We start from the raw sequence: 24,295 nt of genomic DNA, 5'->3' as shown, positions 1-24,295 counted from the left end.
ATGAATCCATTTTTAAAAGACGTCGCTATCGATTTAAAGAATCGTTTCGGAGCGGATCTACACGAAACTGCTATTATATTTAACAACAAAAGGCCGATCACTTATCTTAAACAACATCTAGCTGAAGTGTATGGACAAGCAATTTGGTCACCACAATTTTTCACAATACAAGAATTTTTCCGTTTGTCAACCCACTTGGCAGAAGCAACTCCTATTGCACAGTTTTTCATTCTTTATCATTTGCATAACGACCTATTATCCAAGGAAGGTCATGAAGCCGAGACTTTAGAAGAATTTTATCCGATCGCAGAAACTATATTAGGTGACTTCTCACAAATTGACTATGATTTAGTTGATATTGATGAAATCTTTATGGAATTGTTTGACAATACACAGATTGATTTGCAATTTCAACATTTTACTTCAGAACAACAGGACTTTATACGTCAATTTTGGCAATCTTTCTCCATCGCAGGACACTCTGCAGTACAAGAAAGGTTTTTAAAACTATGGCGACGCCTTCCGGTCTTATATCGCGCTTTTAAAGAACAATTAAAAGCGAAGAGAATGACAAATATGCCAACAATCTATCGGGATATTGTGGATGGGAAAGCAAAAAATCAAGAATTCCATAAAAATTATAAAACGATCATATTTGTTGGATTCAATGCTCTGAGCAAAACAGAAGCTACTCTATTTAAAAAATGGCAAGATGAGGGATTAGCGCTCTTCTACTTTGATGCAGATGCCTATTATCTAGATGATCAACAACAGGAAGCGGGTCTATTCATCCGTCGGAATATTTATCAAACCGGTTTGATAAATGCCTTAGGCGATAGCTCCAATGTAATTGGTACTCGTCAATCCGAAGTTCATCTATACTCAGCAACGGGTAATGTATCCCAGACAAAACTACTACATGATATCTTAGAAAATAATGAAAAGGATGGTAAATCTTCGGCCATTCTTCTTGCTGACGAATCATTATTGGTTTCTTTATTACAAAGTCTGCCTGATGTAAAACCAAACATTACAACAGGTTTTCCCTTAACGCAATCGCCCATCTATGGCATTATTGAATTGTGGATGGAAGTCCAACACTTGATCACCCATCAGAAAAAAACAAAGATACCTTATACACTTATTGAAACATTCGTTAATCATCCATTGACTAACATTTCAAAAGAGGAAAAACAATCCATTCAAAAATTAATTTCTGATAAACAGCTCTTTGAAGTGGAAGTTAAAGAACTTGTATTCAAAAGTTCAAGTTTGGTACATTTTTTCCACCCGATTATCCGAATCGAAGAAACTATTGCTATACTCATTCATATCGTTGACAATTTACTTGCTAATCTTGCTCAAGAAGACCGTATAAAACAAATTGACAGCAACTTGTTGATCGAGGTAAGAAAGACATTAAACCAGCTCAATCTTGGCTTAGAATCGCTTCAACCGCTGAGCTTACCTTTTCAATTGGGACTGATCAGTAAAGCAATTGCCAATATCAATTCGGCTATTGAAGGAAACCCGCTCGAAGGGTTACAGATCATGGGTCTATTAGAGAGCCGCTGTCTTAATTTTGACCATGTATATGTCTTAGGTGCCAATGAGGGCATATTACCCAAAACCTCAAGCTCCCCAACATTTATTCCTAATTCATTAAGACAAGCTTACGGATTGCCAATTCTAGAAAATCAGGATGCTCTGTCTGCTTACTTATTTTATCGTCACTTTCAATACAGTGAAGGCATTCATCTTCTTTATAACGGCATTGTTAGTGAAAGCTCCTCTGGTGAAGAAAGTCGTTTTATCAAGCAGTTGGAGTTTGAAAGTAATTTCAAATTTTTAAAACATAATCAACAGCAGAATATTACGTTTTTACCAGATCTAGAAGAGTTGACAGTGGAAAAGAGAGGTGCAATATGGGATAAATTATACGTTGATTTTATCGAAAAGAAAAAGAAGATTTCTGCAACAGCACTCACAACTTACTTACAATCTCCATTACAGTTCTTTTTGAAATACGTAGCAGAAATCAAAGAACCTCCCAGTATTACACAAGAATTTGAAATGAATAATTTGGGTACTGTTATACACAATGTGATGGAAAAAGTCTACCTGCCATTTAAAGGTGCTGAGCAGTTTGTACCCATACAGGAATTGGAGAAATCATTAATCACAATTGATGATTTGATAGTTTCTGAAATTATCGAATTGTATCAACTGGAAGGAACAGGTTTAAACTCATTAAACAGCCTTCAGCGTATTATGCATAAAATTGCTTCCGAATATGTGAGGCTACTTATTCAACATGATGTCGATCATTTTATCGGTATCAAAATTATAGAATTAGAGAACGATAAAGATTATGTGATGAATTTTCCAATTGAAGTACAGGGAAAAGAAGAACAGGTCTGCATATATGGCATAATTGACCGTGTAGATGAGGTTCTTTTAAAAGATAAAACGGTCAAAGTTCGAATCGTTGATTATAAAACAGGAGCTGATGAAGTAAATTTTAAAGGATTGGATAAAGTATTCATCAAGAATACAGAAAACAAGGCACTTGTTCAAACCTTATTTTACACCTATGTCTATGAACAGGTTACTGGTCGAGTCGGTATTGAACCAAATCTATATGTTGCGCGAAAGATGAGAGAAGAAGGAACTTTATTTTATGCGAAATCCGAAATCTTAGAGTTCATATATTTAGATGAAGTAAAAAAAGAATTTATAGCATTTTTGAAAACCATTTTAGAGGAAATATTCAATTCAGAAATTCCTTTCAAACATGACCCGAATGCAAAAATATACGACTCTGATCCCTACATCCTATTTTACAAAAATGCGATCAACGAAGAAAATGAAGAATAACATATGAATAATATGAAAAGCTCCATCTGTTAAAACAGACGGAGCTTTTCTATATCTACTAAAATTGATATTATTTTATTTTTCTAATGGCTCGCTGTGCTCTTTTTTTAGCCATCTCAATCTTATAATCTAGCCATTTCTTTTTAAATATTTTACGCATCGCATCATCAAAGTAACGAGTTATAAATAAATTACGTGCACCTTTCAATTTTTCAGAGAACGTATTTGCCAGCGCTCGAACAGAAATGGAGTATCCTTCTGTATCATATTGAATATAATGCCACCATCCAGCTGGCATATAAAGTGTATCACCTGGATTAATTACAGCTTCATAACCTTCAATATATTTCAATCCTGGATATTCTTCTTCAGTACTTTTTTTAGGATTGGCAATACTATGAAAGTTATAGGGCAATTTATATAATAAGTCAGATTGATCATTTGGGAATAACCAAATTCGCTTAGAGCCTTGAAATTGTGATATAAATACATGGGACATGTCAATATCAAAGTGATTACGAGTTGATGACCCCTCACCTCCAAAAAACAAGTAGGGAAGCCATTGTATCACTTTACCACCGGTAACGTCATTGTAGGTAACATCCTTTTTAAGTTCTGGCCTTATTTTAAGAAGATTAAAAAGGAATAAACGCAACTCAGTCGGCTCTGCACTTATTTTATCAAGGTATTCAGCTAAAGTCATTTTTCCAACGGGAGGACTCGCTGCATGATTTTGAGAATCTTCTTCACGTCCATATACATCTACTTGCTCTTGACCCGCAATTTTCTTGAAATAATCGTAACTCCATTTATTCCAACATGCACTCTCCTTACTTATAAAGTCTTTAATAATTACAGGCTGACCTTTTTTTAAGTAATCTTTCACAAATTCTTTTGGAGTTATTCCTGAGATACTATCAACTGGTTTTAATTTCACAAGCTATCTGTTTTTACAACTACTACAAACTTAAAAAAAATATTTCTACTTAAACTTATGCCGCGATTAAAAACAATCACTATCGCTAAAGTACTAATTTAGCACATAAGTTAGTAGAAATATTCTAAATAACTAAATGACACATGTCATTATATCGTATTTTATATTTTATTTATGGTGATCCAAAATAATATTTATGCTACAGCAACGACTGTTAAGTCCCTTTTAAGCCTATTTATTAACCTCTCTTACCGTATCTAAAAATCCTTCTTTCCTACAGCGTTTTACATCCATCTAGATGAAACAGACCAGAGAATTATTCTGACGATCAATCGCGTAAGGAATAATTCAAATGTAGAGATTTTTACTTATTTACCATCTTTACATACTCCTCGACAGCCATTGTCATACTTGGGGCTTTGGGTGTCGGTGCAGGAATATCTAAAACTAATCCATGTTCTAATAATGCTTGTTGCGTACTTGCTCCAAATGCAGCAATTCTCGTCTTGTTTTGCTTAAAATCGGGAAAATTCTCATAAAGAGATTGTACACTAGAAGGGCTAAAGAAAACGATGATATCATAGAATACATCTTTCAAATCAGATAAGTCACTCACAACTGTTTTAAATAAAACTGCAGGTGTAAACTTATAACCATTAATCTTTAACCAATTACTTGTTTCTTCATTAGCAACATCCGAACAAGGGAATAAAAAGTTTTCATCTTTATGTTTCTTCAGTACATCTTCCAGATCTTTAGCCGTTTGTTTACCAAAGAAAATTTTACGCTTGCGATATTGAATATACTTTTGAAGATACAATGCTATCGTCTCAGAAATACAGAAATATTTCAATTCTGAGGATACTTCAAATCGCATTTCTTCGCAGACTCTAAAGAAATGATCTACAGCATTTCTGCTTGTAAAAATAACAGCCGTAAAATCAGCAAGATTTACTTTATCTTTTCGAACATCACGAGCTGGAACACCCTCTACGTGGATGAAACCTCTAAAATCAAGTTTTAAATTATACTTCAGTGCTAATGCAGCATATGGTGACTTATCATTTTCAGGCTTTGGCAAGGTTACCAATATACTTTTTACCTTTTTTGCTCTTTCTACGTCGGAAGTTTGCATATTATCATTTAATTAGCTTAGTAGTCGTACCAATATTAAAATAGGTGCTATTTCTAGGCAGCAAAGATACAAAATTAAATAAAAAACTGAAAACTGCTGTTGAGATACCACGTTCAGAGCTGTCCGTAAAAAGCGATATGAAAACAATAAAATACCTACAATTACAGTGAAACTAAAGATATAAGACAGATAACTGAGTGGGACAAGACTTACGACAAGTACAATCGGCAGTAAAAATAACAATGAATTAAAGTAAATTAAATATAAGATTGTAACATATTCTTTCACCAAACGCTGTATTTCAAAAACAAATGCGATAAATCGAATAAACCCTATTTTCAAAGCAAATATAATTGCAATTATCGCTGAAACTTTTAAATAATTGGTAAATGACAGGAAATCAAACCGCTGTAAGATATAAGCATAAAATATACAGACAAAAAGACTAAGGGCTAAAGAGAAAAGAAGATATAAAAAAATAAAAGGCCAAGATGTGAGAATGGTATCTTCCTTACTGACCTGTACAATTATACGTTCGTTAAAATAGGCGGAAACTATTAATTTGACATCTGAAGAAAAGAAAAAACGAACAATAGCAAATGCCAAGAAGAGAAATAAACTGGTAAATAGCACCCATCTTTTACGCTCATATTTTAAAACTCCAACATGCACTTTATCCTTACCCTGAAGGTCACTTGTTATAAAATACTGTGTTACAGCATAAGAATTCAAATTATGAAGCACAATCTCATCTCCAACAATGTCCAATATGCGATAAGGTTTAGCAACAGAAAGATGAAGCAATTCTTGCCCTTTTGGAACCATAACTTGAGCTAATGTATCTTGTACTGCCGTTGAATCAGTCGAAAGCACAGCCATTGAATCGGTCAGCTCCTGTCCTTTTGCCTGTTGAACAAACAACATAAAAAAGAAAAAAATAAACTGAATAACGTAGCTTAACCTCACCTGCATTGATTTGAAATTCTTAAGAGTTGTAAAGTTAGGATAAAATTTGGCTTAGAAAAAAAACATTACAAATGCTTTTCTTAACTTCATCAAAAAATTAAACGATAGCCAATGTCAACAACGAGATGTTTATGGTGCGGGAATGATCCGCTTTATATGGAATACCATGATTTAGAATGGGGTAAACAAGTCAAAGATGATAAAACTCTTTTTGAATTCTTGATTCTAGAATCTGCTCAGGCTGGACTTAGCTGGATTACTATTTTAAAAAGAAGAGAGCAATACAAAGAAGCATTTGCCGACTTTGATGTACAAGCAGTTTCAAAATTCACATCAGAAAAAGTGGAAGATATCTTGACAAATTCTGGAGTCATTCGCCATAGAAGAAAAATTGAAACTTCTATAACGAATGCTCAGATTTTTATCAAGATACAGGAGGAATTTGGTAGCTTTTACCAATATCTTTATAGTTTTATGCCTAATCAGGAACCTATAGAGCATAGTATTGCCACACAAAAAGATGTAGCGATTACATCTGCAGAATCTGATTCAATTTCTAAAGATCTAAAAAAAAGAGGTATCAAATTTTTCGGATCAACCATTTGTTACGCCTATATGCAAGCTGTAGGAATGGTCAATGATCACCTTAATTCTTGTTCATTTAGGAATTAAGCAGGAACGTTTTTATAAATATCTGGAATATTACGTCCGAGGCCGTTATAATCCATACCGTAACCGACGACAAATTCCTTCTCAATTTCAAAACCTACATACTGAATGTTTTCAAAATCGTATTGTAAACATTCAGGTTTTAATAATAAAGTGCACACAACAACGCTAGCGGGCAACATTTTCTCAATAGCTGCGATTGTATATTTTAAAGAGTTCCCCGAGTCAACAATATCTTCGACAATAATAACATCTCTTCCTTTAAGATCTATACCTAATCCGATGAGTTCATGCATATCACCCTGATTGGTTCCATGGTAAGACGACAGCTTTACAAAAGACATTTCACATGGAATTACAACCTGCTTTAGTAAATCGCTCATAAACATGAAACAACCATTTAATACTCCAATAAATACCGGATTTTTATTCTCATAACGATGATTAATATCAACGCCGATCAAACGTATCCGTTTCTGAATTTGATTGTCATCAATCATCAATTCAAAATGTAACTGATCTATCTTTATCTGCTTCATTTATTTTTCTTCTTTATTTCGCCCTATCAATTTATCAAAAATAGAGCGTTTGTGCGCATCAGTTGTCTCGTCCAAGTCTAAAAAACTGTCTTCCCCTACTCCTATATCTAACGAGTCAGCTTGCAATGAGTCTACAAAAGCAGGTCTTGCAGAACGCAGATGTGGCACTAACTGTACTTGATAAAAACCATAATTTGACATTGTGGAATCTACGCTAATCTGCTTCGTCTTGACCATGATATGACCATAGGTATTAAAATAGCGAAGAATATTTGACTTCAGATGTCCTGTCCAATCAAAGGAATATATCCCGGTCTTAGGTCTAGGAACAATACTTGATAAAAAGATACTTTCTCCTAAATTTAAATCTGCGGGTTTCTTACCAAAGTAATAGCGCGCAGCCTCCGTAATACCATAAACATTATTACCCCACTCAATTACATTCAGATACACTTCATAAAGTCTCTTTTTGTTCACTTGTTTGGATGATTCCATCAACCAGACTAATATAATTTCTTCTACTTTACGTACAACGGTTTTATTACGATTTAAAAAAACATTCTTCACCAGTTGCATCGAGATTGTGCTTGCTCCTCGCTTAAATTTTTTTTCTTTCAAATTTGTTGCTATAGATAGACGAAATGCTTCTTCTTGAAAACCATTGTGCGAAAAAAAGAAAGGATCCTCCGTATTGATTAATGATATTTGCATATACTTTGAAATCTGTCCCAACGGTGTAAAATCTTTGTTTTGAGGCCCCAATATAATTGTACGCATGGGTTCTCCCTTTTCATAAGCAGTATAAGTAAAAGCTGTATTTAATTCTTGGATATTAGCATTACCCCATTTTTCTACTTTTAGATCTTTGTCATCCATTTTTGAAGTAAAGACAACTTCATTTGGTTTTTTGAAATCCAACGCAAAATTTAGATCGTATTGCATGTGTCCAGAAACGTGTATTCCTTCTAATGAATGAAACAAACCCTGTGGAATCGCATCAAAAAATTTCTGAGCTTCAATACGATCAGTATGTATAGCAAGTGCCAATTGTTTACTGGGTTTATGGACATATTTTACATATGGATTGAACTCAAATTCTTTTACTTTAACTTTACTTTCCTTATCTACCTCCAGATAATTCTTCCCAATATTTAATGTACCACTCATCAACCCCTCAGGGAATAAAACATCTTTATCAGAAATTCTCCAATGATTAAGTTTTAAATTTTCAAAACCCCACTCACCTGATAAGGATAAAAGTTCTTTATTTTTACGATTGACCTTATTCAGACGAAAGGAAATGGCATCAAAACTTGCTTTTAACCCAAACTTACGCCTTAGTAAAGGTAGTTCGACATCTTTAGCATCTGAGAATAAACGGACATACAATTCTTTACCATCGGGATCTACAGTACCCTCTAAATTCCACACGGCTTCATGCTCATTTAGTAAAAATTTTGTTTTCAGATCTCCACCAGAAATTTCAGCTTCAGGAATTGAAATCCGTTGCGAAGTGCTATCATCCTGATATGAAAGTTCAAAATTTTGCATATCCATATTCTTTGGAATCTTAAAGAATATACTTTTCAACATACGATCTGCCAAATCTGCAAAATTAGTTTCGATTTTATCATTTGTCGTGCTATCCCTATTTTTTTTCTTAAACAGAAAATCATAATTACTCGTAGAGTCCTTTTTGATTAATGTAACAGCACTATTATTCATTATTATTTGACCTAACTTAACATCTCCAAATAATAAAGGAAATATACGAACAGAGACCGTCAGATCTTGTATATGGGCTAATTGTTCTTTTCCCTTAGGTTGTAAGATGATATTTTGGAATTGTACAGAAGATAGCCCCTTGAAAGAATAATATTGAATTTTGAGATCTAAATCATATTTAGTTGCAAGCTTTTCCTTTGCCTTGTTAATAGCAGACAGCAACAGGCCATCCCTTTTTTGGTATGCAAAAACACCTCCTGCAACTATAAATATAGAAATAACTCCCAGTACGATGTACAAGATTCGCATTTTTTTGGAGCGAAGAAGAGTCTTAAGATTATTGGACATATTATAAAAACGTATGACACTCGGGTTTGAATATCCAAATGTAAAAATTAAATCTTAATATCATTAAAAACATCTTTATGACAAGTTTTAATTTATCATTCAGTAAATTTGTGGTTTAATATACATGCATCCATATATCAGATGATAACCAAAGAACAAGTACTAGAAGCATTATCATATGTAGAGGAACCAGATTTGAAAAAAGATTTGGTTACACTCAATATGATTCAAAATATTGTAATTGAAGATCAAAAAGTATCTTTTGAAGTTGTTTTAACGACACCGGCATGCCCGCTTAAAGATCATATTGAACATGCCTGTCGAAATGCAATCGCACATTTTATTGACAAGAACATTGCAGTAGATGTTCATATGACATCACGCGTGCTGGGTAAAGAGGGAAATCAACTTTTAGGAATCAAAAACATCATACTCGTTTCTTCTGGAAAGGGTGGTGTGGGCAAATCTACTGTTGCAGCAAATCTTGCTTTATCATTACATGCTAAAGGGGCAAAGACTGGACTTTTAGATGCAGACATCTATGGGCCATCACTTCCTATTATGTTTGGGCTTGAGGGTGAAAAACCTCAGTCAGTGCAACATGAAGATGGCACTGTCAAAATACAGCCAATAGAAAAATTTGGAATCAAGTTATTATCTATTGGATTTTTTACGGATCCAAATCAACCTATTCCATGGAGAGGGCCTATGGCGACATCTGCTATCAAACAATTGTTAAATGATACAGACTGGGGAGATCTAGACTATTTAGTAATCGATATGCCCCCAGGCACAGGGGACATCCATATAACTGTTGCTCAAAACTACCCTATAGCAGGTGCGGTTATTGTAACTACACCACAACAGGTTGCTTTAGCAGATGCTATTAAGGGCATGGGTATGTTCTTGATGGATTCCATAAATATACCATTATTAGGTATTGTTGAAAATATGGCATATTTTACTCCTGCCGAATTACCTGAAAACAAATATTATATTTTTGGCAAAGGTGGTGGAATGCGATTGGCCGAAGAATACAAAATACCTTTCTTGGGTGAAATTCCATTATTAAAAGGAATATCTGATGCGGGTGATAATGGCTTTCCAACTGCCATAGATGCAGAAGATCCAACAACAAGGGCATTTATTACAATCGCTGAAAAAGTAGCGCAACAATTGTCTATCATACAAGCCGTAAGATAGCTGTTGACATCATATCAAAAATAAAGGGTCTCATTCTACAATGAGACCCTTTATTTTTGATCTTTATTCGATCGTTAAAATCGAATACTTCACTTCAACTTAGATATTATTTTAAGTTAAGGACAACTGGACAGTGATCAGAATGTACCGCCTGATTTAATATTGTAGCGGATTCAATTCTATCTGCTAAAGCAGTTGATACCATATTATAATCAATACGCCAACCCAAATTTCTAGCACGTGCTCCTGCGCGATAACTCCACCAGCTGTAGTGATGCGGATCTGGATTTAAGTGACGGAAAGAGTCAATATAACCTGAGTTTATAAAATTTTCCATCCATTCTCTTTCTTCTGGTAAAAAACCTGAAGAGTTAGCATTTGACTTCGGATTGTGAATATCAATAGGACGGTGACAGATATTATAATCTCCGCACACAATCAAATTTGGTCTCTCTAATAAAAGCTGATTGGAGTAATTCTGAAAATCAGCTAAAAATCGATATTTAAAATCTTGACGAGTATCACCAGTAGTGCCAGATGGAAAATAGGTACTCATAATAGATAAATCATCAAAATCGGCACGAATGATTCGTCCCTCAAAATCATAATCTTCATGTCCACAACCGTATTCAACATGTTTAGGTGTTATTCGAGTAAATATAGCCGTTCCACTATATCCTTTTTTCTGAGCAGGATACCAGTAATGTTCATATCCTAGCTGCTCTAATAACGCTATTTCAGGGATCTGATCTGGAGTAGCTTTTATTTCTTGCAAGCAGACAACATCTGCATTGACTTCTTTTAACCAACCTAGCCAATCTTTTTTAATCGCTGCACGCAGACCATTCACATTATATGTAACTATTTTCAAAGCAAAAATCTATTTGGAAATTAATAATTAGAAGAAGAAAACATATCAGCAATCTTAGTGAATAAACCATTTTTAGGTTTTAATCCTTTTAATTCACGTTCCAAATTAATTGCTTCTCTCTTCGTCAATAACTTAACATACATTCGTTCGTCCGTTATAGGGCGATCATTTTTGTCCGTCTTCACAGCAGCAATCGCATCAATCACTTCTATTCCATTGATCAACTCGCCAAATACAGTATAATTGCCATCTAAGTGTGGTGTTCCTCCTACTGTTGTATAGGCAGCACGTTGTGCTTCCGTAAATTTGACACCTTTCATTCGCAAAGTTTCTAAACTATCCAAACCTGCATTTGTAAACTTTTTCCCTTGGACAATATAGAATTGTGATGCTGAAGAAGCTTTTGCAGGATTATCATCACGTGCAGCTCCTAGAGTTCCTTTTTTATGAAATAATCCTGATTGAATTTCAGAAGGAATGGTATAACTTGGCCCACCTTCTCCCAGTTGTTGACCTGGCTTTGCATTTTTAGAATCAGGATCCCCCCCCTGAATCATAAAATTATGTATCACCCGATGAAAAAGCAAGCTATCAAAATAATTTTCCTTCACCAATTTGATAAAATTGTCCCGGTGTTTAGGTGTCTCATTATAAAGCTTCAAAACAACTGTCCCTTTACCCGTTTGGATACGCACATATTTATAAGCAGGCTTCGCTGCAAATAGTGCGATCGATAAAGCACAAAAAAATACACTTAAAATAATCCTTTTCATTATAATCTATTAAATGACATTTAGCTCTTGGAAATAATCTATGATCAAAGACTTGATGATCAACTCCTGTTCTAATAAAGTATAATTAGGAATTGGTTTAACTAGCTCCCAATGTGGCCAACCTTGTTCATCCAATCCTTTAAGTTCATAAAAGCCCATCGCGCTAAAAAGACGGCAATTTGCGATATGCATCAATTCCTCTTTTTCTCTCTTCGAAAAAGTCTGCGGACCTTTCCCTAATTCCTGGACACCAATCAAAAATAAAAATACTTTTAAATCGGGTAAATCCATATCAAATGATTGAGCAATCTCATGTTGCAAAATCACCCATTTTTTATTTACTTCTGAGGCATTCATATAAATACAACTATAGATATAGACACAAACTTAGATAAATTGTATTTTATATACTAATATATCCAGAGTGAATATGAAACATAGTACATTCAGATTATTAAATTTCATGTACAACACCTGACACTTCTCAAGTGTGTAAACTATCTACTAACTTGAAAATAGTACTGAGAGATTTTAAAAGATCTGAAAAACTACCTCCATTCTTGAATTAATTCTTTACATCGGGTTTCGATCATCTGGTAGACAGGTTCAAATAAACGTTCGTCAAAATACGGATCTGGTACAATATCATCAACTAAAAATAAGGATACTTTCTTCTTTTCTTCTTTTGACGATGCTTGTGCCATTACATCTTTATAGTTTTGATGATCCATTACTAGGATATGATCATATATTTCAAATAGACTAGGCTTAAAGTGCATCGCTTTTTGTTGTGAAATATCTACTTTGTATTTTTGAGCAACAGCAATAGATCTATGATCTGGACTTTGACCAACATGCCAATCTCCGGTACCAGCAGACTCAATTGTCCAATCCAATCCTTCCTCTTCTGCTAAATGATTTAAAATACCATGTGCCAATGGCGAACGACAAATATTACCTAAACAAACCATTAAAATTTTCATGCCTAAAAATAGTGATAATATTGAGAGTACACACCCATATTAAAGTAAAAAAGGTGATTTCGAAATCGAAACCACCTTCATAACCAACCTAAATATTTTTAATATTCGATAGGAACATTGATCACTACTGTACTTCCTCGTTCTGGAACACCTTTTAAGCTAACAATATTACGCTTTGTTTTAGCTAATGCTGCCTCAATCTCGTCAACATTATTAACAGGTACACCATTCACTTCAGTAATTACTAGTCCTCTCTCTACTCCAAAATATTCAAAAACTCCACCTTTATTAACTTGTGTCACGACAACGCCTGAATTAACACCCAGTTCTTTTTTCTTTTCAGAAGAAGCAGGTAGGAAACTTGCGCCTAATTTATTATAGATTTCTGTAGCACTTTTACTTGACTTTCCTGCTTCTGCAGCTTTGTTTACCTCTTCTCCCTTTAAGGCCACCGTTACTTCTCGCTCTTTACCATCACGCTTGAAAGTCAATTTTACTTTATCTCCTGGACGTAATCGACCAATAGTTTCTTGTAAAACTGGAGAAGAAGTGATTACTCTACCATTGATCTTTGTAATTAGATCGGCCTTCTGAATTCCTGCAGATTCTGCTGCGCCGCCTTTAACGACATCCTGAACATATAATCCATTGACATCTGTAAAGCCTTTTTCTTTTGCTAATTCAGGATTAATTTCTGTAAAAGTAATACCAATATATCCACGTTTCACATTTCCGAATTCTTTAAAATCGTCAACGATTTTTTTAACTAGATTTACTGGTATTGCAAACCCGTATCCAGCATACACTCCCGTTGGGGAAGCTATTGCAGAATTAATACCTATTAATTCGCCTTGAGCGTTTACAAGTGCACCACCACTATTTCCTCTGTTGATAACGGCATCTGTTTGAATAAATGATTCAATTGAAGAATTAGCGACCGGCTGCTCTTGACCTCCATAACCACGAGGTTGTTGTTGGCTTTCTCCTAATATACCGATCTGACGGCCTTTAGCACTCACAATACCTGCAGTTACTGTAGATTGTAAGCCCAGAGGATATCCAACTGCCAATACCCATTCTCCAATATTGACGTTATCTGAATTACCCAATTTTACGACAGGCAATCCCTTAGCGGTTACTTTTAAAAGTGCTAAATCGGTATTTGGATCACGACCAATTACTTTAGCTTCAAAGGAACGTTTATCCGTAAGAACAACCTCAATTTTATCTGCATCTTCCACAACGTGGTTATTGGTTACGATATATCCATCTTCCGTTATGATTACCCCAGAGCCTGAGGCCTGTACGGGTTGTGCTTGTCTTTGTTGACGGCCACGTCCTTGTGGTGTTCCAAAAAACTCTTCAAACATATCAAACGGCGAACCTGATCCTCCTCCTTGAGATGCTTGTCTTGTATATGTTGTCTTGATATGAACAACGCCTGGAGACACAATTGCAGCTGCTTGTGTAAAATCTGGATTTCCTGTTGAAGAAATCACTCCAGTTGGGTTGTTCGCAAAATATACCTTTTGTTTGTCTTCGATAGACATTCCTTCAAACTTTTTACTTTCAAAAAGCTTATACCCCCCAAGGGCTACGGCTCCTCCGAAGACTGCTGTTAATAAAGTTAAACCTACTTTGTTCATAAACTATAGCTTCTAAAATTTTTATTAAATATGATATTCTAAACTCAATATTTACCCCGAAAAACTATTCTACATAAATATAGTAGTTCCTTTTCAAATGTAATACCATTTCAAATTTCTCTGCTAATTAGGCACGTTAAAAAATGTTAATTGGAGTCTTTAAAACATCGTTTTAACAAAACTTAACTTTCGTTATGTTATATGTAACAGAAAAGTTAATTTTGCTAGATAGAATCACTCAAATGGAATCAAAAATTAAATTTTCAAAATATCAAGGCGCTGGCAATGACTTCATTCTAATCGACAATAGAAATCTGCATTTCGATAGCAAAAATGAAGATTTAATCCATAAGCTTTGCGACCGAAGATTTGGTATTGGCGCAGATGGTCTCATGTTATTGCAAGAAAAAGAAAATTTTGATTTTGAGATGATTTATTATAACGCCGACGGAAGACAAGGCACAATGTGTGGTAATGGAGGACGTTGTATTGTAGCTTATGCAAGAGATTTAGGAATCATTCGTGACAATACTGCCTTTTTGGCAGTTGACGGCATTCACAAAGCGAACTTAGACGATAAATTAATTGACCTTCAAATGATTGATGTTCATGAGATAAATCGTGATGGAGATGCTTATGTCATCAATACAGGCTCACCTCACTATATTATATTTGAAAATAACCTTTCTGATTTAGATGTTTTCAGTGCTGGTTATAAAATTCGGAACAATACCACCTATAAAGATGAAGGCATTAATGTGAACTTTATTGAAAAAGAAGGTGAATCGGGTTATTTCTTACGTACATTTGAACGAGGTGTAGAAGATGAAACTTTTGCTTGTGGTACTGGAGCAACAGCTGCAGCAATGACAATAGCATTACATGAAAATAGAAATGGACAGATAACCATACCCATTCGCGTGTTAGGAGGACAATTATACATCTCATTTTTTAAAGAAGATTTCACTTTTACCGAAGTTTACTTAAAAGGCCCTGCAACATTTGTTTTTGAGGGAACAATTTAATTCGAGGATTATAATTGTAACTGCATCAAAATCAATATCACTGAATGGGCATAAACAAAATCGCTGTTTATGCCCATTCAGTATAAATTATTAACAAATATTAGCCACATCATATAGATTAATCTGTATATTAGAAACCTTTTTAGAGGGTACGAATATATTTAATGCAACAAACAAAGTTATCTTCATCATACCGAATTGTTTATTCCATCTGTGAACATCCCTATTTGGGTTATTTAATTGAACCGCATGCGGTCAAGTTAAATCCCAATGGATCTTATTCACTTCGATATAAACGCGTATTTAGCAATACGGTAAATGAATATGCTCAAGCTGTTGAGGAATTGGACTATAAATTAATTCGATTACTTGACCAGATCGAGCAAACTAGCCTCATCAAAAAGCATCATAACAAAGTTATTAGACCCGTTGATTTCTTCTCAAAGGTATTTGACAAAAATCTGTATGAAGTCTTGAGAACAAAAATTGATCAGGTACTTATTCAATTTTTTGAAATTGTAGGAGAAAAACCGATCTTCTTAATGAGTAAAGATGGTTATCCTGCTGATCAAAAAGTTCAGATTGCTTCGCAGCCTGCTTCAGTTCTTTTTCATTTTAGAAGAACTGAAGAAGAAACACGATACTTTCCAACCATTAAGTATGAAGACCATCGCATGGAGTTCATGTTCAAGAATGCCCAGGTAATCGTCAATGAACAAGCTTGGATGCTACTGAACAATACACTATTCCACTTCGATCAACAATTAGAGGGAAAGAAACTGAGTCCATTTTTAAACAAAAGATTCATATCCGTATCACGCAGTACAGAGAAAAAATATTTTGAAACATTTGTCTGTAGCTTGATAGAAAAGTATCACGTCTACGCGGAGGGTTTTGAAATAAAAAACCATCAACATAATGCCAATCCAATATTGAAGTTAAATTATCATGAAGAAGGTGATTATCATGTACAGTTACAATTTCAATATGGTCCGTATATATTTTCTTCAGGTAAAGATAATAAAGTCAATGTACGAATGGAGTACAATGAAGAACAAGATCTTTATACCTTTCACCGTATCAAGCGATCTGTTGTCTGGGAAGAAAAACAAGCGCAGATTATAACTGATCTTGGGCTAGAGAGAACCCACCAATATTCGAATGATTTAATACCAAAAGAAATACTGGGAAAGCGATCGTCTATTTTTGACTGGATAAGTCAAAATGATACGGTTTTGAAAGAGAAAGGGTTTGAAATTATACAAGATCTAGCTGAAAAGAGGTTTTTCATTGGTCAGACCTCTATTGATATTTCAATCAATGAAGACAACGACTGGTTTGATATTAAAGCAATTGCAAAATTTGGTCCTTTTGAAATTCCTTTTATTCAATTGAGACATCATATTCTTCATAATATTAAAGAATTTACTTTACCAAACGGAGAAATAGCGATGATCCCCGAAGAGTGGTTTGCACAATACAATCACTTGTTTCAATTTTCTAAAGATAAAAATGAATTAAAATTAAATAAAATTCATCTTGGTCTTTTATTGGAAATTAATGAGCATACCGAACTTACCTTCAGTCGCAAATTAAAAAAGTTAGCTGAATTTGAAGAAATTGCGAATGCACCTCTACCCAAAAATTTCTTAGGGCAATTGCGTCCTTATCAACAAGCTGGATACAATTGGTTTAATTTTCTGCAACAATATAAATTTGGGGGATGCCTTGCAGATGATATGGGTCTAGGGAAAACTGTTCAGACATTAGCCCTATTACAGCGTCAAAAAGAAATCCTGACAACAGATCATGCTGTTAAAACTTCACTATTAATTTTACCGACCTCACTTATTTATAACTGGCAAAATGAGGCAAACAAATTTGCTCCAGATTTACAGATATATCTACATACTGGTAATAATAGAATAAAAAACCCAGAATTACTCACCTCTTATGATTTGGTCATTACCACCTATGGCATTACCCGTATTGATGAGGAATTCTTAAGTCAATTTTATTTTAACTACATCATTCTAGATGAAAGTCAAAATATAAAAAACCCAACATCAAAATCTTTTAAGGCAATTAAAAGCTTAAAAAGTCAACATAAACTCGCGTTAAGCGGAACTCCTGTAGAAAACTCCGTTTCTGATCTATGGACACAGATGCATTTTACAAATCCAGGTCTTTTGGGTAGTTACAACTATTTTCAAAAAGAATTTGTTCAGCCTATCGAAAAAAAGAAAGATGAAGAGAAGGCAAAAAGACTCCAAACGATCGTCAAACCATTTATCTTACGTCGAACTAAAGATCAGGTTGCAACAGAATTACCGCCGAAAACGGAGCAAGTACTCTACTGTGAAATGTCTGAAAAACAGCATGAACTGTATGAAAAAATAAAATCCGAGTATCGCAATGCAATTTTAGATAATCAACTTACAGGAAAAGCAAAATCTAATCAAATTGCGCTATTACAAGGTTTAATCAAATTACGACAACTGGCCAACCATCCTAAGATGGTTGATCAAGATTATACCGGCAATTCAGGAAAATTTGACACGGTCATTGAAACACTGGAAAAAGTGTTGCAAAATGGCAATAAAGTGTTAATATTTTCTCAGTTTGTAAAACAATTGAATATTTTCAGAAGCTATTTTGATAAAAAGAATATCAATTACGCATATTTAGATGGAAGTACTAAAAATAGAGATGAAGCTGTAAGTCAATTTAGAGAAGATAAAGATACCAAACTCTTTTTAATATCAATCAAAGCAGGTGGTGTTGGTCTCAATCTTATTGAAGCCGATTATGTATTTATTCTTGATCCTTGGTGGAACCCAGCTGTTGAACAACAAGCTGTAGATAGATCCCATCGTATTGGACAAACCAAGAATGTTTTTATCTATAAATTCATATCTAAAGATACTGTTGAAGAAAAAATACTTGCGATGCAAAATAGAAAGCGTTCTATTGCTCAAAGTCTAATCACGACTGAAGAAAGTTTTATCAAATCACTATCCGCAGAAGACATACAAGAGCTTCTCGGCTAATATCTAAAGCAGGGAGCCCTATGCATTGCATAGGGCTCCCTGCTTTTAATTTATATAAGATCTATTACTCTGCAGAAAAAGCTATTAGCGCTTTATCAACACGAGCAATAACCTCTTCTTTTCCTAACAATGAAACAATTTGAAATACATCTGGTCCAAATTTACCTCCTACCAACATAATCCGGAAAGGCATCATCAATTCCCCCATTTTCATCCCTGAAGCTTGAATTGCCCCTTTAAAGAATGTCTCCAAAACTGAAGCATCCCAAGAGTCAAATTTAGAAAATTCGACATTAACTTCTTGAAAGAAAGTCGTTTTCTCCACAGACCACTTCGGCTTGACAGCTGTTAAATCATAATTATCAGGCTGTATAAAGAAAAATGATGCTTGCTCCCAAAAATCAGAAATAAAGGTTAAGCGTTCTTTTACGATGCTCAAAACTTCGGAAATATAGTGATCCGAAACATTTTCAACTTGATGTGTTGCCAATACATCTTTAATCTGCGGTAGTAAAGCTTCATTTGATGTTTTCTTAATCCATTCATGATTGAACCATTTAGCTTTTTCAAAGTCAAATTTAGCCCCAGCTTTGCTTATACGCTCAACCGAGAACTTTTCAATCAATTCCTCTAATGAGAAAAGTTCCTGCTCAGTTCCATCGTTCCATCCAAGTACTCCCAACATGTTGACAAAAGCTTCTGGTAAAAATCCCATTTCGCGAAATCCTTTTGTCACTGTATCAGATTGAGCATCTTTCCAATTCATGGCATACACTGGGAACCCTAATCGATCTCCATCGCGTTTACTCAATTTACCATTTCCATCAGGTTTTAAAATTAGGGGTAAATGTGCCCATTTGGGCATGTATTCATTCCATCCTAAATATTCCCAAAGCAGAATATGTATTGGAGCGGAAGGCAACCATTCTTCGCCACGAAAAACATGGGAAATCTCCATTGCTTTATCATCAACAACAACTGCTAAGTGATAGGTAGGCATACCATCAGCTTTTAATAGTACCTTATCATCAATCAGATTTGTATCAAAACTCACTTGACCACGAATCATATCTGTAAAAGAAACTGTTTCATCCGTAGGAACTTTAATACGAATAGTATGTGGAATACCTGCTGATAGCAACTCCTGAGTTTCCTCGTTCGATAGGCTTAATGAGTTTCTTAAATTTAATCTATTCTCTTGGCTATAGCGAAAATTTGGTTGATCTTTCCGTTGTTCCTCGAGCTCCGCTGCTGTATCAAAGGCATAATAGGCATATCCTTTCTCGATTAATTGCTCAGCAAATTGACGATAAGAAGGTTTACGTTCACTTTGACGATACGGTCCAAAAGGTCCTCCTTTTAATGGACTCTCATCTGGTGTCAAACCACACCAAGCTAAGCACTCATTAATATATTCTTCTGCTCCAGCAACAAAACGTGTCTGGTCTGTATCTTCAACACGCAAAATAAAATCACCTTGATGTTTGCGTGCGTACAAATAATTAAATAAAGCTGTACGAACTCCTCCAAGGTGTAACCCACCTGTAGGACTTGGTGCAAAGCGCACCCTTACTTTTCTTTCAGAACTCATGACACAAAATTACCACAAAATTTTCATTTCAATGAAACTATAACATTGATAACCACAATAAAATAATAAAACTAACAGTTTATCATTAGATATATGTTGTCGACAAAGATTAATTTCAATTAATTCCTTAATTTGCAAAAACAAGATTCCTCATTGGCTTATATGAATCCGTATCAATACAATCAACAACGTTGGAAATTTTTCTTACTTATATTCGCCGCAATTATTGCGGCGGCCTCTCTTTTGTATACCAATTATCTGGTCAAAAATCTATCTAAAGTAGAGCGTACAAAAGCAGAGGTGTGGGCTATGAGTACAAAAAGCATTATGACAATGCCTGATGTGGACGATGAATTTATTACGTTTGTCTATTCTGTAAGAGATAGCCTGGCTGTGCCAGCAATCATCACAGATGAAAAAGAAAATATTGTTTTCTGGAGAGATTTAGATTCCACTAAAACTAACATTAAAACCACTAGCAAAGACAGTACAAATCATCATTTGGAGTATGATCCTCACTATTTTGAGAAGCAATTGAACTTTATGAAAAAAAGCCATGCTCCCATTATTTTAAAATTAGATAATGGAGCGAAATGGATGGTGTATTACAAAGATTCGTGGTTTCTTCAACAGCTCAGAGTATTTCCTTATATTCAACTATCGTTAATAGCCATTTTTCTGATAATTGGTTATACTGTATTCAATTCTATTCGAAAATCAGAACAAAATCTCGTTTGGGTGGGATTAACCAAAGAAGCCGCTCATCAATTAGGGACTCCAATATCTTCCTTAATGGGTTGGGTAGAATTGATCAAATTAAAATTTGATGCGGAGAACGATGAAACCCTAAACGAAATGGAAAATGACATCAAGCGACTCGAAATCGTTGCAGATCGGTTTTCTAAAATTGGGTCAACACCTGTTCTTCACAATGCGAATGTATATGAAGTGATTGCATCCTACATTCGGTATTTTAAAGTTAGAACAAGTGACAAAATTATCTTCGAGCTTGTAGGAGATAAACATGTCGAAGCAAAGCTCAATATTCCTCTTTTTGATTGGATTATTGAAAATTTATTAAAAAATGCAGTTAATGCAATTGCATCAGAAGGTAAAATAACTGTTAAAATATCCGAAAATATTGCGAAAGAGGAAATTTTTATTGACATTAGTGATACCGGCAAAGGAATTCCAAGATCAAATTTTGAAACGGTATTTCAACCAGGTTTCACTACCCGTAAACGTGGGTGGGGATTGGGGCTGAGTCTAACCAAAAGAATGGTACATTATCACCAAGGACATATTTTTGTAAAAGATTCTGAAATTGGTAAAGGAACAACATTTAGAATAATATTAAAAAGTAATCTAACATATGAACCCACTGAAATCTGATGAATACCCAGCGGTGTATTCCACGTACATTGAGACCGTAGTTGGCGATGTCATGGAAGTACTGGAAGAGCAAATTTTATCTTTTCCAGCGTTCCTCGATACCATACCCGAAGAAAAAGGCGATTATCGTTATGCTGAAGATAAATGGTCAATCAAAGAAGTTATTGGACATATTTTGGATAACGAACGGATCATGGCTTATCGTGCTCTGAGGTTTTCTCGAAATGATATGAAAGAACTTTTAGGATATGATCAAGAGTATTTTATCCAAAACTCCAGATATGGCGAACGTACATTAGCCTCCTTGAGTAAAGAATTTGTACATCTCAGAAAAGCAAATATGTTTCTTTTTGAAAATTTCAGTGAACCGGAATTGGAAAGAAAAGGAATGGCATCAGAAAGACTAACAAGTGTCAAAGCTTTATTATATGTTATTGCAGGACATTTGAATCACCATCGTATCATCATTCAAGAACGTTATTTTAATTCCAACAATGTCCATGATCTGGTTTCAGAATTACAGCACTGAACAAATAAATAGCATCCTTGATCAATATATGACAGGCTTGCTTGAAATTAAGGCTGTAGCGATTGACGATAATTCAATTACAGCAACAATGCCTGTCAATAATAAGACAAGACAACCATTTGGAATTTTACATGGAGGAGCTTCTGTAGTATTGGCAGAATCTATCGGTAGTATCGCTTCTAATCTAATTCTTGACCCAAATGTACAAAAGGGAGTTGGACTCGAAATTAATGCCAATCATTTACGTCCTGTAGCAACAGGATTCGTGACAGCTGTTTGTACTGCTGTACATATTGGAAAGCAAACACATATCTGGGATGTCCGCATCTCAGATGAATCTGGAAATCTCAATTGTATATCCAGATTAACGGTTGCCATTATACCAAAATAATTTTATTTTAAAAACAAATGGCTTCTTCAGTTGTCTTCGTATAAAGAAAACCAACTGAATTTGGTTTGCTAATACGGTTTTAAAAAAGGGAGGTTCGTACTAGGCATGAAACTCCCTTTTTCTATTAAAAATATTACTAAATAATCTCAAAATCCCCCTTTTTTATTTCCAATATTGAATTTATTTAATTAGTCTTGTAATGAAAAGAATTGATTTTTTATTATAAACCAATATCAATCGATTGTGTAAGCACATTTTGAATAGAGACAAAAAAAAATCAACATTTTCTAATTTTTAATCTAAAAAAACAATTAATTGATACTAAAAAAATGAATTCTCAACCAAATTCAGGAAAAACAGCATTTCGCCCCATGGCAATGTGTTGCGCCTTATTCTTCATTTTAGGATTTGTCACTTGGGCAAATGGAACTCTTATCCCATTCTTAAAGATTGCCTGTAATTTAGAAACAGATTTACAAGCCTTTTTTGTAACATTTGCTTCTTACATCGCTTACTTCTTTTTAGCAATCCCAAGTTCTTGGATTTTGAAAAAAATTGGCTTCAAAAATGGTCTTGTTCTTAGTTTAGTTCTTCTTGGCGTAGGCTCTCTAATTTTTATACCAGCAGCTGATAGCAGAAGCTATATTCTATTCTTAACAGGTATTTTTGTTCAAGGTTCAGCAATGGCATTACTTCAAACTGCTGTAAACCCCTATTTAAGTATCATTGGCCCAATTGATAGCGCAGCGCAAAGAATATCAATTGCTGGTTTCTTCAACAAATCAGCAGGTATCATTGTTCCCTTAATTTTCGGAACTCTATTCTTAAAAGATTCCTCTGCAGTCACAGCAAAACTAGAAGCTGCGGTTGATATGGACGCAAAAAATGCCATCTTAGATTCTTTACTACAACGTGTCCATACCCCTTATATCACACTAGCAGTCATATTTGTTCTATTTGCTATCGTTATTAAAATAACACATTTACCAGAAGTAGATGTTAACGCAGAAGAAGAACATACAGATGAACACGGTGCTGTTGTTATCAAAGAGAAGAAAACAAGCGTATTCCAATTCCCACATTTATTCCTAGGTTCATTAGCTATATTTTTCTGTGTTGCAGTAGAAGTAATGGCGGGTGATATTATTGGCGTTTATGCGAGAGAATTGAATATTCATGGAGCATTAGTTACCTATGCGACGACATTTACGTTGGGCTGCATGCTGTTAGGTTATATTGTTGGTATTATTGCTATACCAAAATTTGTTTCTCAACAATTAGCACTACGTATCTGTACCATGGTGGGTATTTTATTTACCGTTATTTCCGTATTTACTACAGGAATTACATCCTTTATATTTGTAGCCTTATTAGGTATTGCCAATTCATTGATGTGGCCAGCAATTTTTCCACTTGGTATTAAAGGTCTAGGTCGTTTCACTAAAACAGGTTCTGCGATTATGATTATGGGTATTGCAGGTGGAGCTATTTGGCCTTTGATATATGGTTATTTAAAAGACAATTTACATGTTGATTTTCAACATGCATTTCTTTATGCCATGGTTCCTGCTTATCTATACATCTTATACTTTGCAACTAAAGGTCACAGAGTCGGGCAGAAATAAAAAATACTAATTACAATCAA

At 34.6% G+C, this 24,295-nt stretch carries 20 protein-coding genes; 9 read left to right on the top strand and 11 right to left on the bottom strand.

All coding sequences use genetic code 11. The annotated features are described in order from the left end of the window. On the top strand, positions 1-2,877 hold the full coding sequence (locus MUB18_RS07565; RefSeq protein ID WP_248755520.1) for a PD-(D/E)XK nuclease family protein: 2,877 nt from the start codon (positions 1-3) through the stop codon (positions 2,875-2,877). A gap of 70 nt (positions 2,878-2,947) precedes the next feature. Here MUB18_RS07565 and MUB18_RS07560 read toward each other — a convergent pair whose 3' ends face one another. The 3 genes from MUB18_RS07560 to MUB18_RS07550 all read right to left on the bottom strand — a co-directional run bounded on the left by MUB18_RS07560 (position 2,948) and on the right by MUB18_RS07550 (position 5,921). Then, positions 2,948-3,814 carry a cupin-like domain-containing protein gene (locus MUB18_RS07560; protein ID WP_094773197.1) on the bottom strand — a complete coding sequence of 289 codons (867 nt, stop codon included), beginning with the start codon at positions 3,812-3,814 and terminating at the stop codon, positions 2,948-2,950. 364 nt (positions 3,815-4,178) lie between these two features. Next, the gene (locus MUB18_RS07555; protein WP_045752911.1) at positions 4,179-4,949 is read right to left on the bottom strand and encodes a uroporphyrinogen-III synthase; all 771 of its coding nucleotides are present in this window, start codon (positions 4,947-4,949) and stop codon (positions 4,179-4,181) included. 12 nt (positions 4,950-4,961) lie between these two features. Beyond that, a complete protein-coding gene (locus tag MUB18_RS07550; RefSeq protein WP_084405282.1) occupies positions 4,962-5,921 on the bottom strand; it encodes a DUF4271 domain-containing protein in 960 nt (319 codons plus the stop codon). A gap of 105 nt (positions 5,922-6,026) precedes the next feature. Here MUB18_RS07550 and MUB18_RS07545 point away from each other — a divergent pair, with 105 nt between their 5' ends. Beyond that, the gene (locus MUB18_RS07545) at positions 6,027-6,587 is read left to right on the top strand and encodes a DNA-3-methyladenine glycosylase I (RefSeq protein ID WP_248755519.1); all 561 of its coding nucleotides are present in this window, start codon (positions 6,027-6,029) and stop codon (positions 6,585-6,587) included. On the opposite strand, the gene hpt is transcribed toward MUB18_RS07545, so the two are convergent. Continuing rightward, complete coding sequence (hpt, locus tag MUB18_RS07540) at positions 6,584-7,123, bottom strand: hypoxanthine phosphoribosyltransferase (protein ID WP_045752908.1); 540 nt, start codon at positions 7,121-7,123, stop codon at positions 6,584-6,586. The genes MUB18_RS07545 and hpt overlap by 4 nt on opposite strands. Next, positions 7,124-9,157, bottom strand: coding sequence for a transglycosylase domain-containing protein (locus MUB18_RS07535; protein ID WP_248755518.1), 2,034 nt, complete (start codon positions 9,155-9,157; stop codon positions 7,124-7,126). A 180-nt stretch (positions 9,158-9,337) separates the two neighbouring features. On the opposite strand from MUB18_RS07535, the gene MUB18_RS07530 reads away from it, so the two are divergent. Beyond that, a complete protein-coding gene (locus MUB18_RS07530) occupies positions 9,338-10,399 on the top strand; it encodes an Mrp/NBP35 family ATP-binding protein (RefSeq protein ID WP_094773193.1) in 1,062 nt (353 codons plus the stop codon). A 106-nt stretch (positions 10,400-10,505) separates the two neighbouring features. On the opposite strand, the gene MUB18_RS07525 is transcribed toward MUB18_RS07530, so the two are convergent. The 5 genes from MUB18_RS07525 to MUB18_RS07505 all read right to left on the bottom strand — a co-directional run bounded on the left by MUB18_RS07525 (position 10,506) and on the right by MUB18_RS07505 (position 14,672). After that, on the bottom strand, positions 10,506-11,270 hold the full coding sequence (locus MUB18_RS07525) for an exodeoxyribonuclease III (protein WP_045752905.1): 765 nt from the start codon (positions 11,268-11,270) through the stop codon (positions 10,506-10,508). A gap of 20 nt (positions 11,271-11,290) precedes the next feature. Next, complete coding sequence (locus tag MUB18_RS07520; RefSeq protein ID WP_248755517.1) at positions 11,291-12,043, bottom strand: peptidylprolyl isomerase; 753 nt, start codon at positions 12,041-12,043, stop codon at positions 11,291-11,293. A 9-nt stretch (positions 12,044-12,052) separates the two neighbouring features. Beyond that, positions 12,053-12,400 carry a hypothetical protein gene (locus MUB18_RS07515; RefSeq protein ID WP_045752903.1) on the bottom strand — a complete coding sequence of 116 codons (348 nt, stop codon included), beginning with the start codon at positions 12,398-12,400 and terminating at the stop codon, positions 12,053-12,055. A 191-nt stretch (positions 12,401-12,591) separates the two neighbouring features. Beyond that, entirely contained in the window at positions 12,592-13,026 is a 435-nt protein-coding gene (locus tag MUB18_RS07510; RefSeq protein ID WP_248755516.1) for a low molecular weight protein-tyrosine-phosphatase, read from the bottom strand. 98 nt (positions 13,027-13,124) lie between these two features. Further along, positions 13,125-14,672, bottom strand: a complete 1,548-nt coding sequence (locus MUB18_RS07505; protein WP_248755515.1) for a Do family serine endopeptidase — start codon at positions 14,670-14,672, stop codon at positions 13,125-13,127. A gap of 242 nt (positions 14,673-14,914) precedes the next feature. Between MUB18_RS07505 and dapF the strand changes: the two genes are divergently transcribed. Both dapF and MUB18_RS07495 read left to right on the top strand, forming a co-directional pair. Further along, positions 14,915-15,697 carry a diaminopimelate epimerase gene (gene dapF / locus MUB18_RS07500; RefSeq protein WP_094773320.1) on the top strand — a complete coding sequence of 261 codons (783 nt, stop codon included), beginning with the start codon at positions 14,915-14,917 and terminating at the stop codon, positions 15,695-15,697. Positions 15,698-15,861: 164 nt separating this feature from the next. Next, positions 15,862-18,747, top strand: coding sequence for a DEAD/DEAH box helicase (locus MUB18_RS07495; protein WP_248755514.1), 2,886 nt, complete (start codon positions 15,862-15,864; stop codon positions 18,745-18,747). A gap of 64 nt (positions 18,748-18,811) precedes the next feature. Here the strand turns inward: MUB18_RS07495 and gltX are convergent, their stop codons facing one another. Further along, entirely contained in the window at positions 18,812-20,338 is a 1,527-nt protein-coding gene (gene gltX, locus MUB18_RS07490) for a glutamate--tRNA ligase (protein ID WP_248755513.1), read from the bottom strand. A gap of 162 nt (positions 20,339-20,500) precedes the next feature. On the opposite strand from gltX, the gene MUB18_RS07485 reads away from it, so the two are divergent. From MUB18_RS07485 to MUB18_RS07470, 4 genes are all read left to right on the top strand, one after another. Continuing rightward, positions 20,501-21,730 carry a sensor histidine kinase gene (locus MUB18_RS07485; protein ID WP_045752897.1) on the top strand — a complete coding sequence of 410 codons (1,230 nt, stop codon included), beginning with the start codon at positions 20,501-20,503 and terminating at the stop codon, positions 21,728-21,730. Then, positions 21,711-22,259: a DinB family protein gene (locus MUB18_RS07480; RefSeq protein ID WP_045752896.1), complete on the top strand. Its 549-nt coding sequence runs from the start codon at positions 21,711-21,713 to the stop codon at positions 22,257-22,259. The genes MUB18_RS07485 and MUB18_RS07480 overlap by 20 nt, the downstream gene beginning before the upstream one ends. Then, a complete protein-coding gene (locus MUB18_RS07475; protein WP_045752895.1) occupies positions 22,231-22,650 on the top strand; it encodes a hotdog fold thioesterase in 420 nt (139 codons plus the stop codon). The genes MUB18_RS07480 and MUB18_RS07475 overlap by 29 nt, the downstream gene beginning before the upstream one ends. Positions 22,651-22,979: 329 nt before the next feature. Next, complete coding sequence (locus MUB18_RS07470) at positions 22,980-24,275, top strand: sugar MFS transporter (RefSeq protein WP_248755511.1); 1,296 nt, start codon at positions 22,980-22,982, stop codon at positions 24,273-24,275. Positions 24,276-24,295 lie beyond the last annotated feature (20 nt).

It is taken from the genome of Sphingobacterium sp. PCS056, from assembly GCF_023273895.1.
Taxonomy (GTDB): Bacteria; Bacteroidota; Bacteroidia; order Sphingobacteriales; family Sphingobacteriaceae; genus Sphingobacterium.
The sequence above is the reverse complement of the archived record's forward strand: the minus strand, read 5'-3'. Positions and strand labels throughout refer to the sequence as shown.

Excerpts from the sequence above, each read along its gene's own strand:
- MUB18_RS07480 (WP_045752896.1), top strand. The coding sequence starts at position 21,711 with ATGAACCCACTGAAATCTGATGAATACCCAGCGGTGTATTCCACGTAC.
- MUB18_RS07475 (WP_045752895.1), top strand. The coding sequence starts at position 22,231 with ATGATCTGGTTTCAGAATTACAGCACTGAACAAATAAATAGCATCCTT.
- MUB18_RS07510 (WP_248755516.1), bottom strand. The coding sequence starts at position 13,026 with ATGAAAATTTTAATGGTTTGTTTAGGTAATATTTGTCGTTCGCCATTG.
- MUB18_RS07555 (WP_045752911.1), bottom strand. The coding sequence starts at position 4,949 with ATGCAAACTTCCGACGTAGAAAGAGCAAAAAAGGTAAAAAGTATATTG.
- MUB18_RS07565 (WP_248755520.1), top strand. The coding sequence starts at position 1 with ATGAATCCATTTTTAAAAGACGTCGCTATCGATTTAAAGAATCGTTTC.
- gltX (WP_248755513.1), bottom strand. The coding sequence starts at position 20,338 with ATGAGTTCTGAAAGAAAAGTAAGGGTGCGCTTTGCACCAAGTCCTACA.
- MUB18_RS07495 (WP_248755514.1), top strand. The coding sequence starts at position 15,862 with ATGCAACAAACAAAGTTATCTTCATCATACCGAATTGTTTATTCCATC.
- MUB18_RS07470 (WP_248755511.1), top strand. The coding sequence starts at position 22,980 with ATGAATTCTCAACCAAATTCAGGAAAAACAGCATTTCGCCCCATGGCA.
- MUB18_RS07515 (WP_045752903.1), bottom strand. The coding sequence starts at position 12,400 with ATGAATGCCTCAGAAGTAAATAAAAAATGGGTGATTTTGCAACATGAG.
- dapF (WP_094773320.1), top strand. The coding sequence starts at position 14,915 with ATGGAATCAAAAATTAAATTTTCAAAATATCAAGGCGCTGGCAATGAC.
- MUB18_RS07535 (WP_248755518.1), bottom strand. The coding sequence starts at position 9,157 with ATGCGAATCTTGTACATCGTACTGGGAGTTATTTCTATATTTATAGTT.
- MUB18_RS07530 (WP_094773193.1), top strand. The coding sequence starts at position 9,338 with ATGATAACCAAAGAACAAGTACTAGAAGCATTATCATATGTAGAGGAA.
- MUB18_RS07520 (WP_248755517.1), bottom strand. The coding sequence starts at position 12,043 with ATGAAAAGGATTATTTTAAGTGTATTTTTTTGTGCTTTATCGATCGCA.
- MUB18_RS07505 (WP_248755515.1), bottom strand. The coding sequence starts at position 14,672 with ATGAACAAAGTAGGTTTAACTTTATTAACAGCAGTCTTCGGAGGAGCC.
- MUB18_RS07485 (WP_045752897.1), top strand. The coding sequence starts at position 20,501 with ATGAATCCGTATCAATACAATCAACAACGTTGGAAATTTTTCTTACTT.
- MUB18_RS07550 (WP_084405282.1), bottom strand. The coding sequence starts at position 5,921 with ATGCAGGTGAGGTTAAGCTACGTTATTCAGTTTATTTTTTTCTTTTTT.
- MUB18_RS07545 (WP_248755519.1), top strand. The coding sequence starts at position 6,027 with ATGTCAACAACGAGATGTTTATGGTGCGGGAATGATCCGCTTTATATG.
- hpt (WP_045752908.1), bottom strand. The coding sequence starts at position 7,123 with ATGAAGCAGATAAAGATAGATCAGTTACATTTTGAATTGATGATTGAT.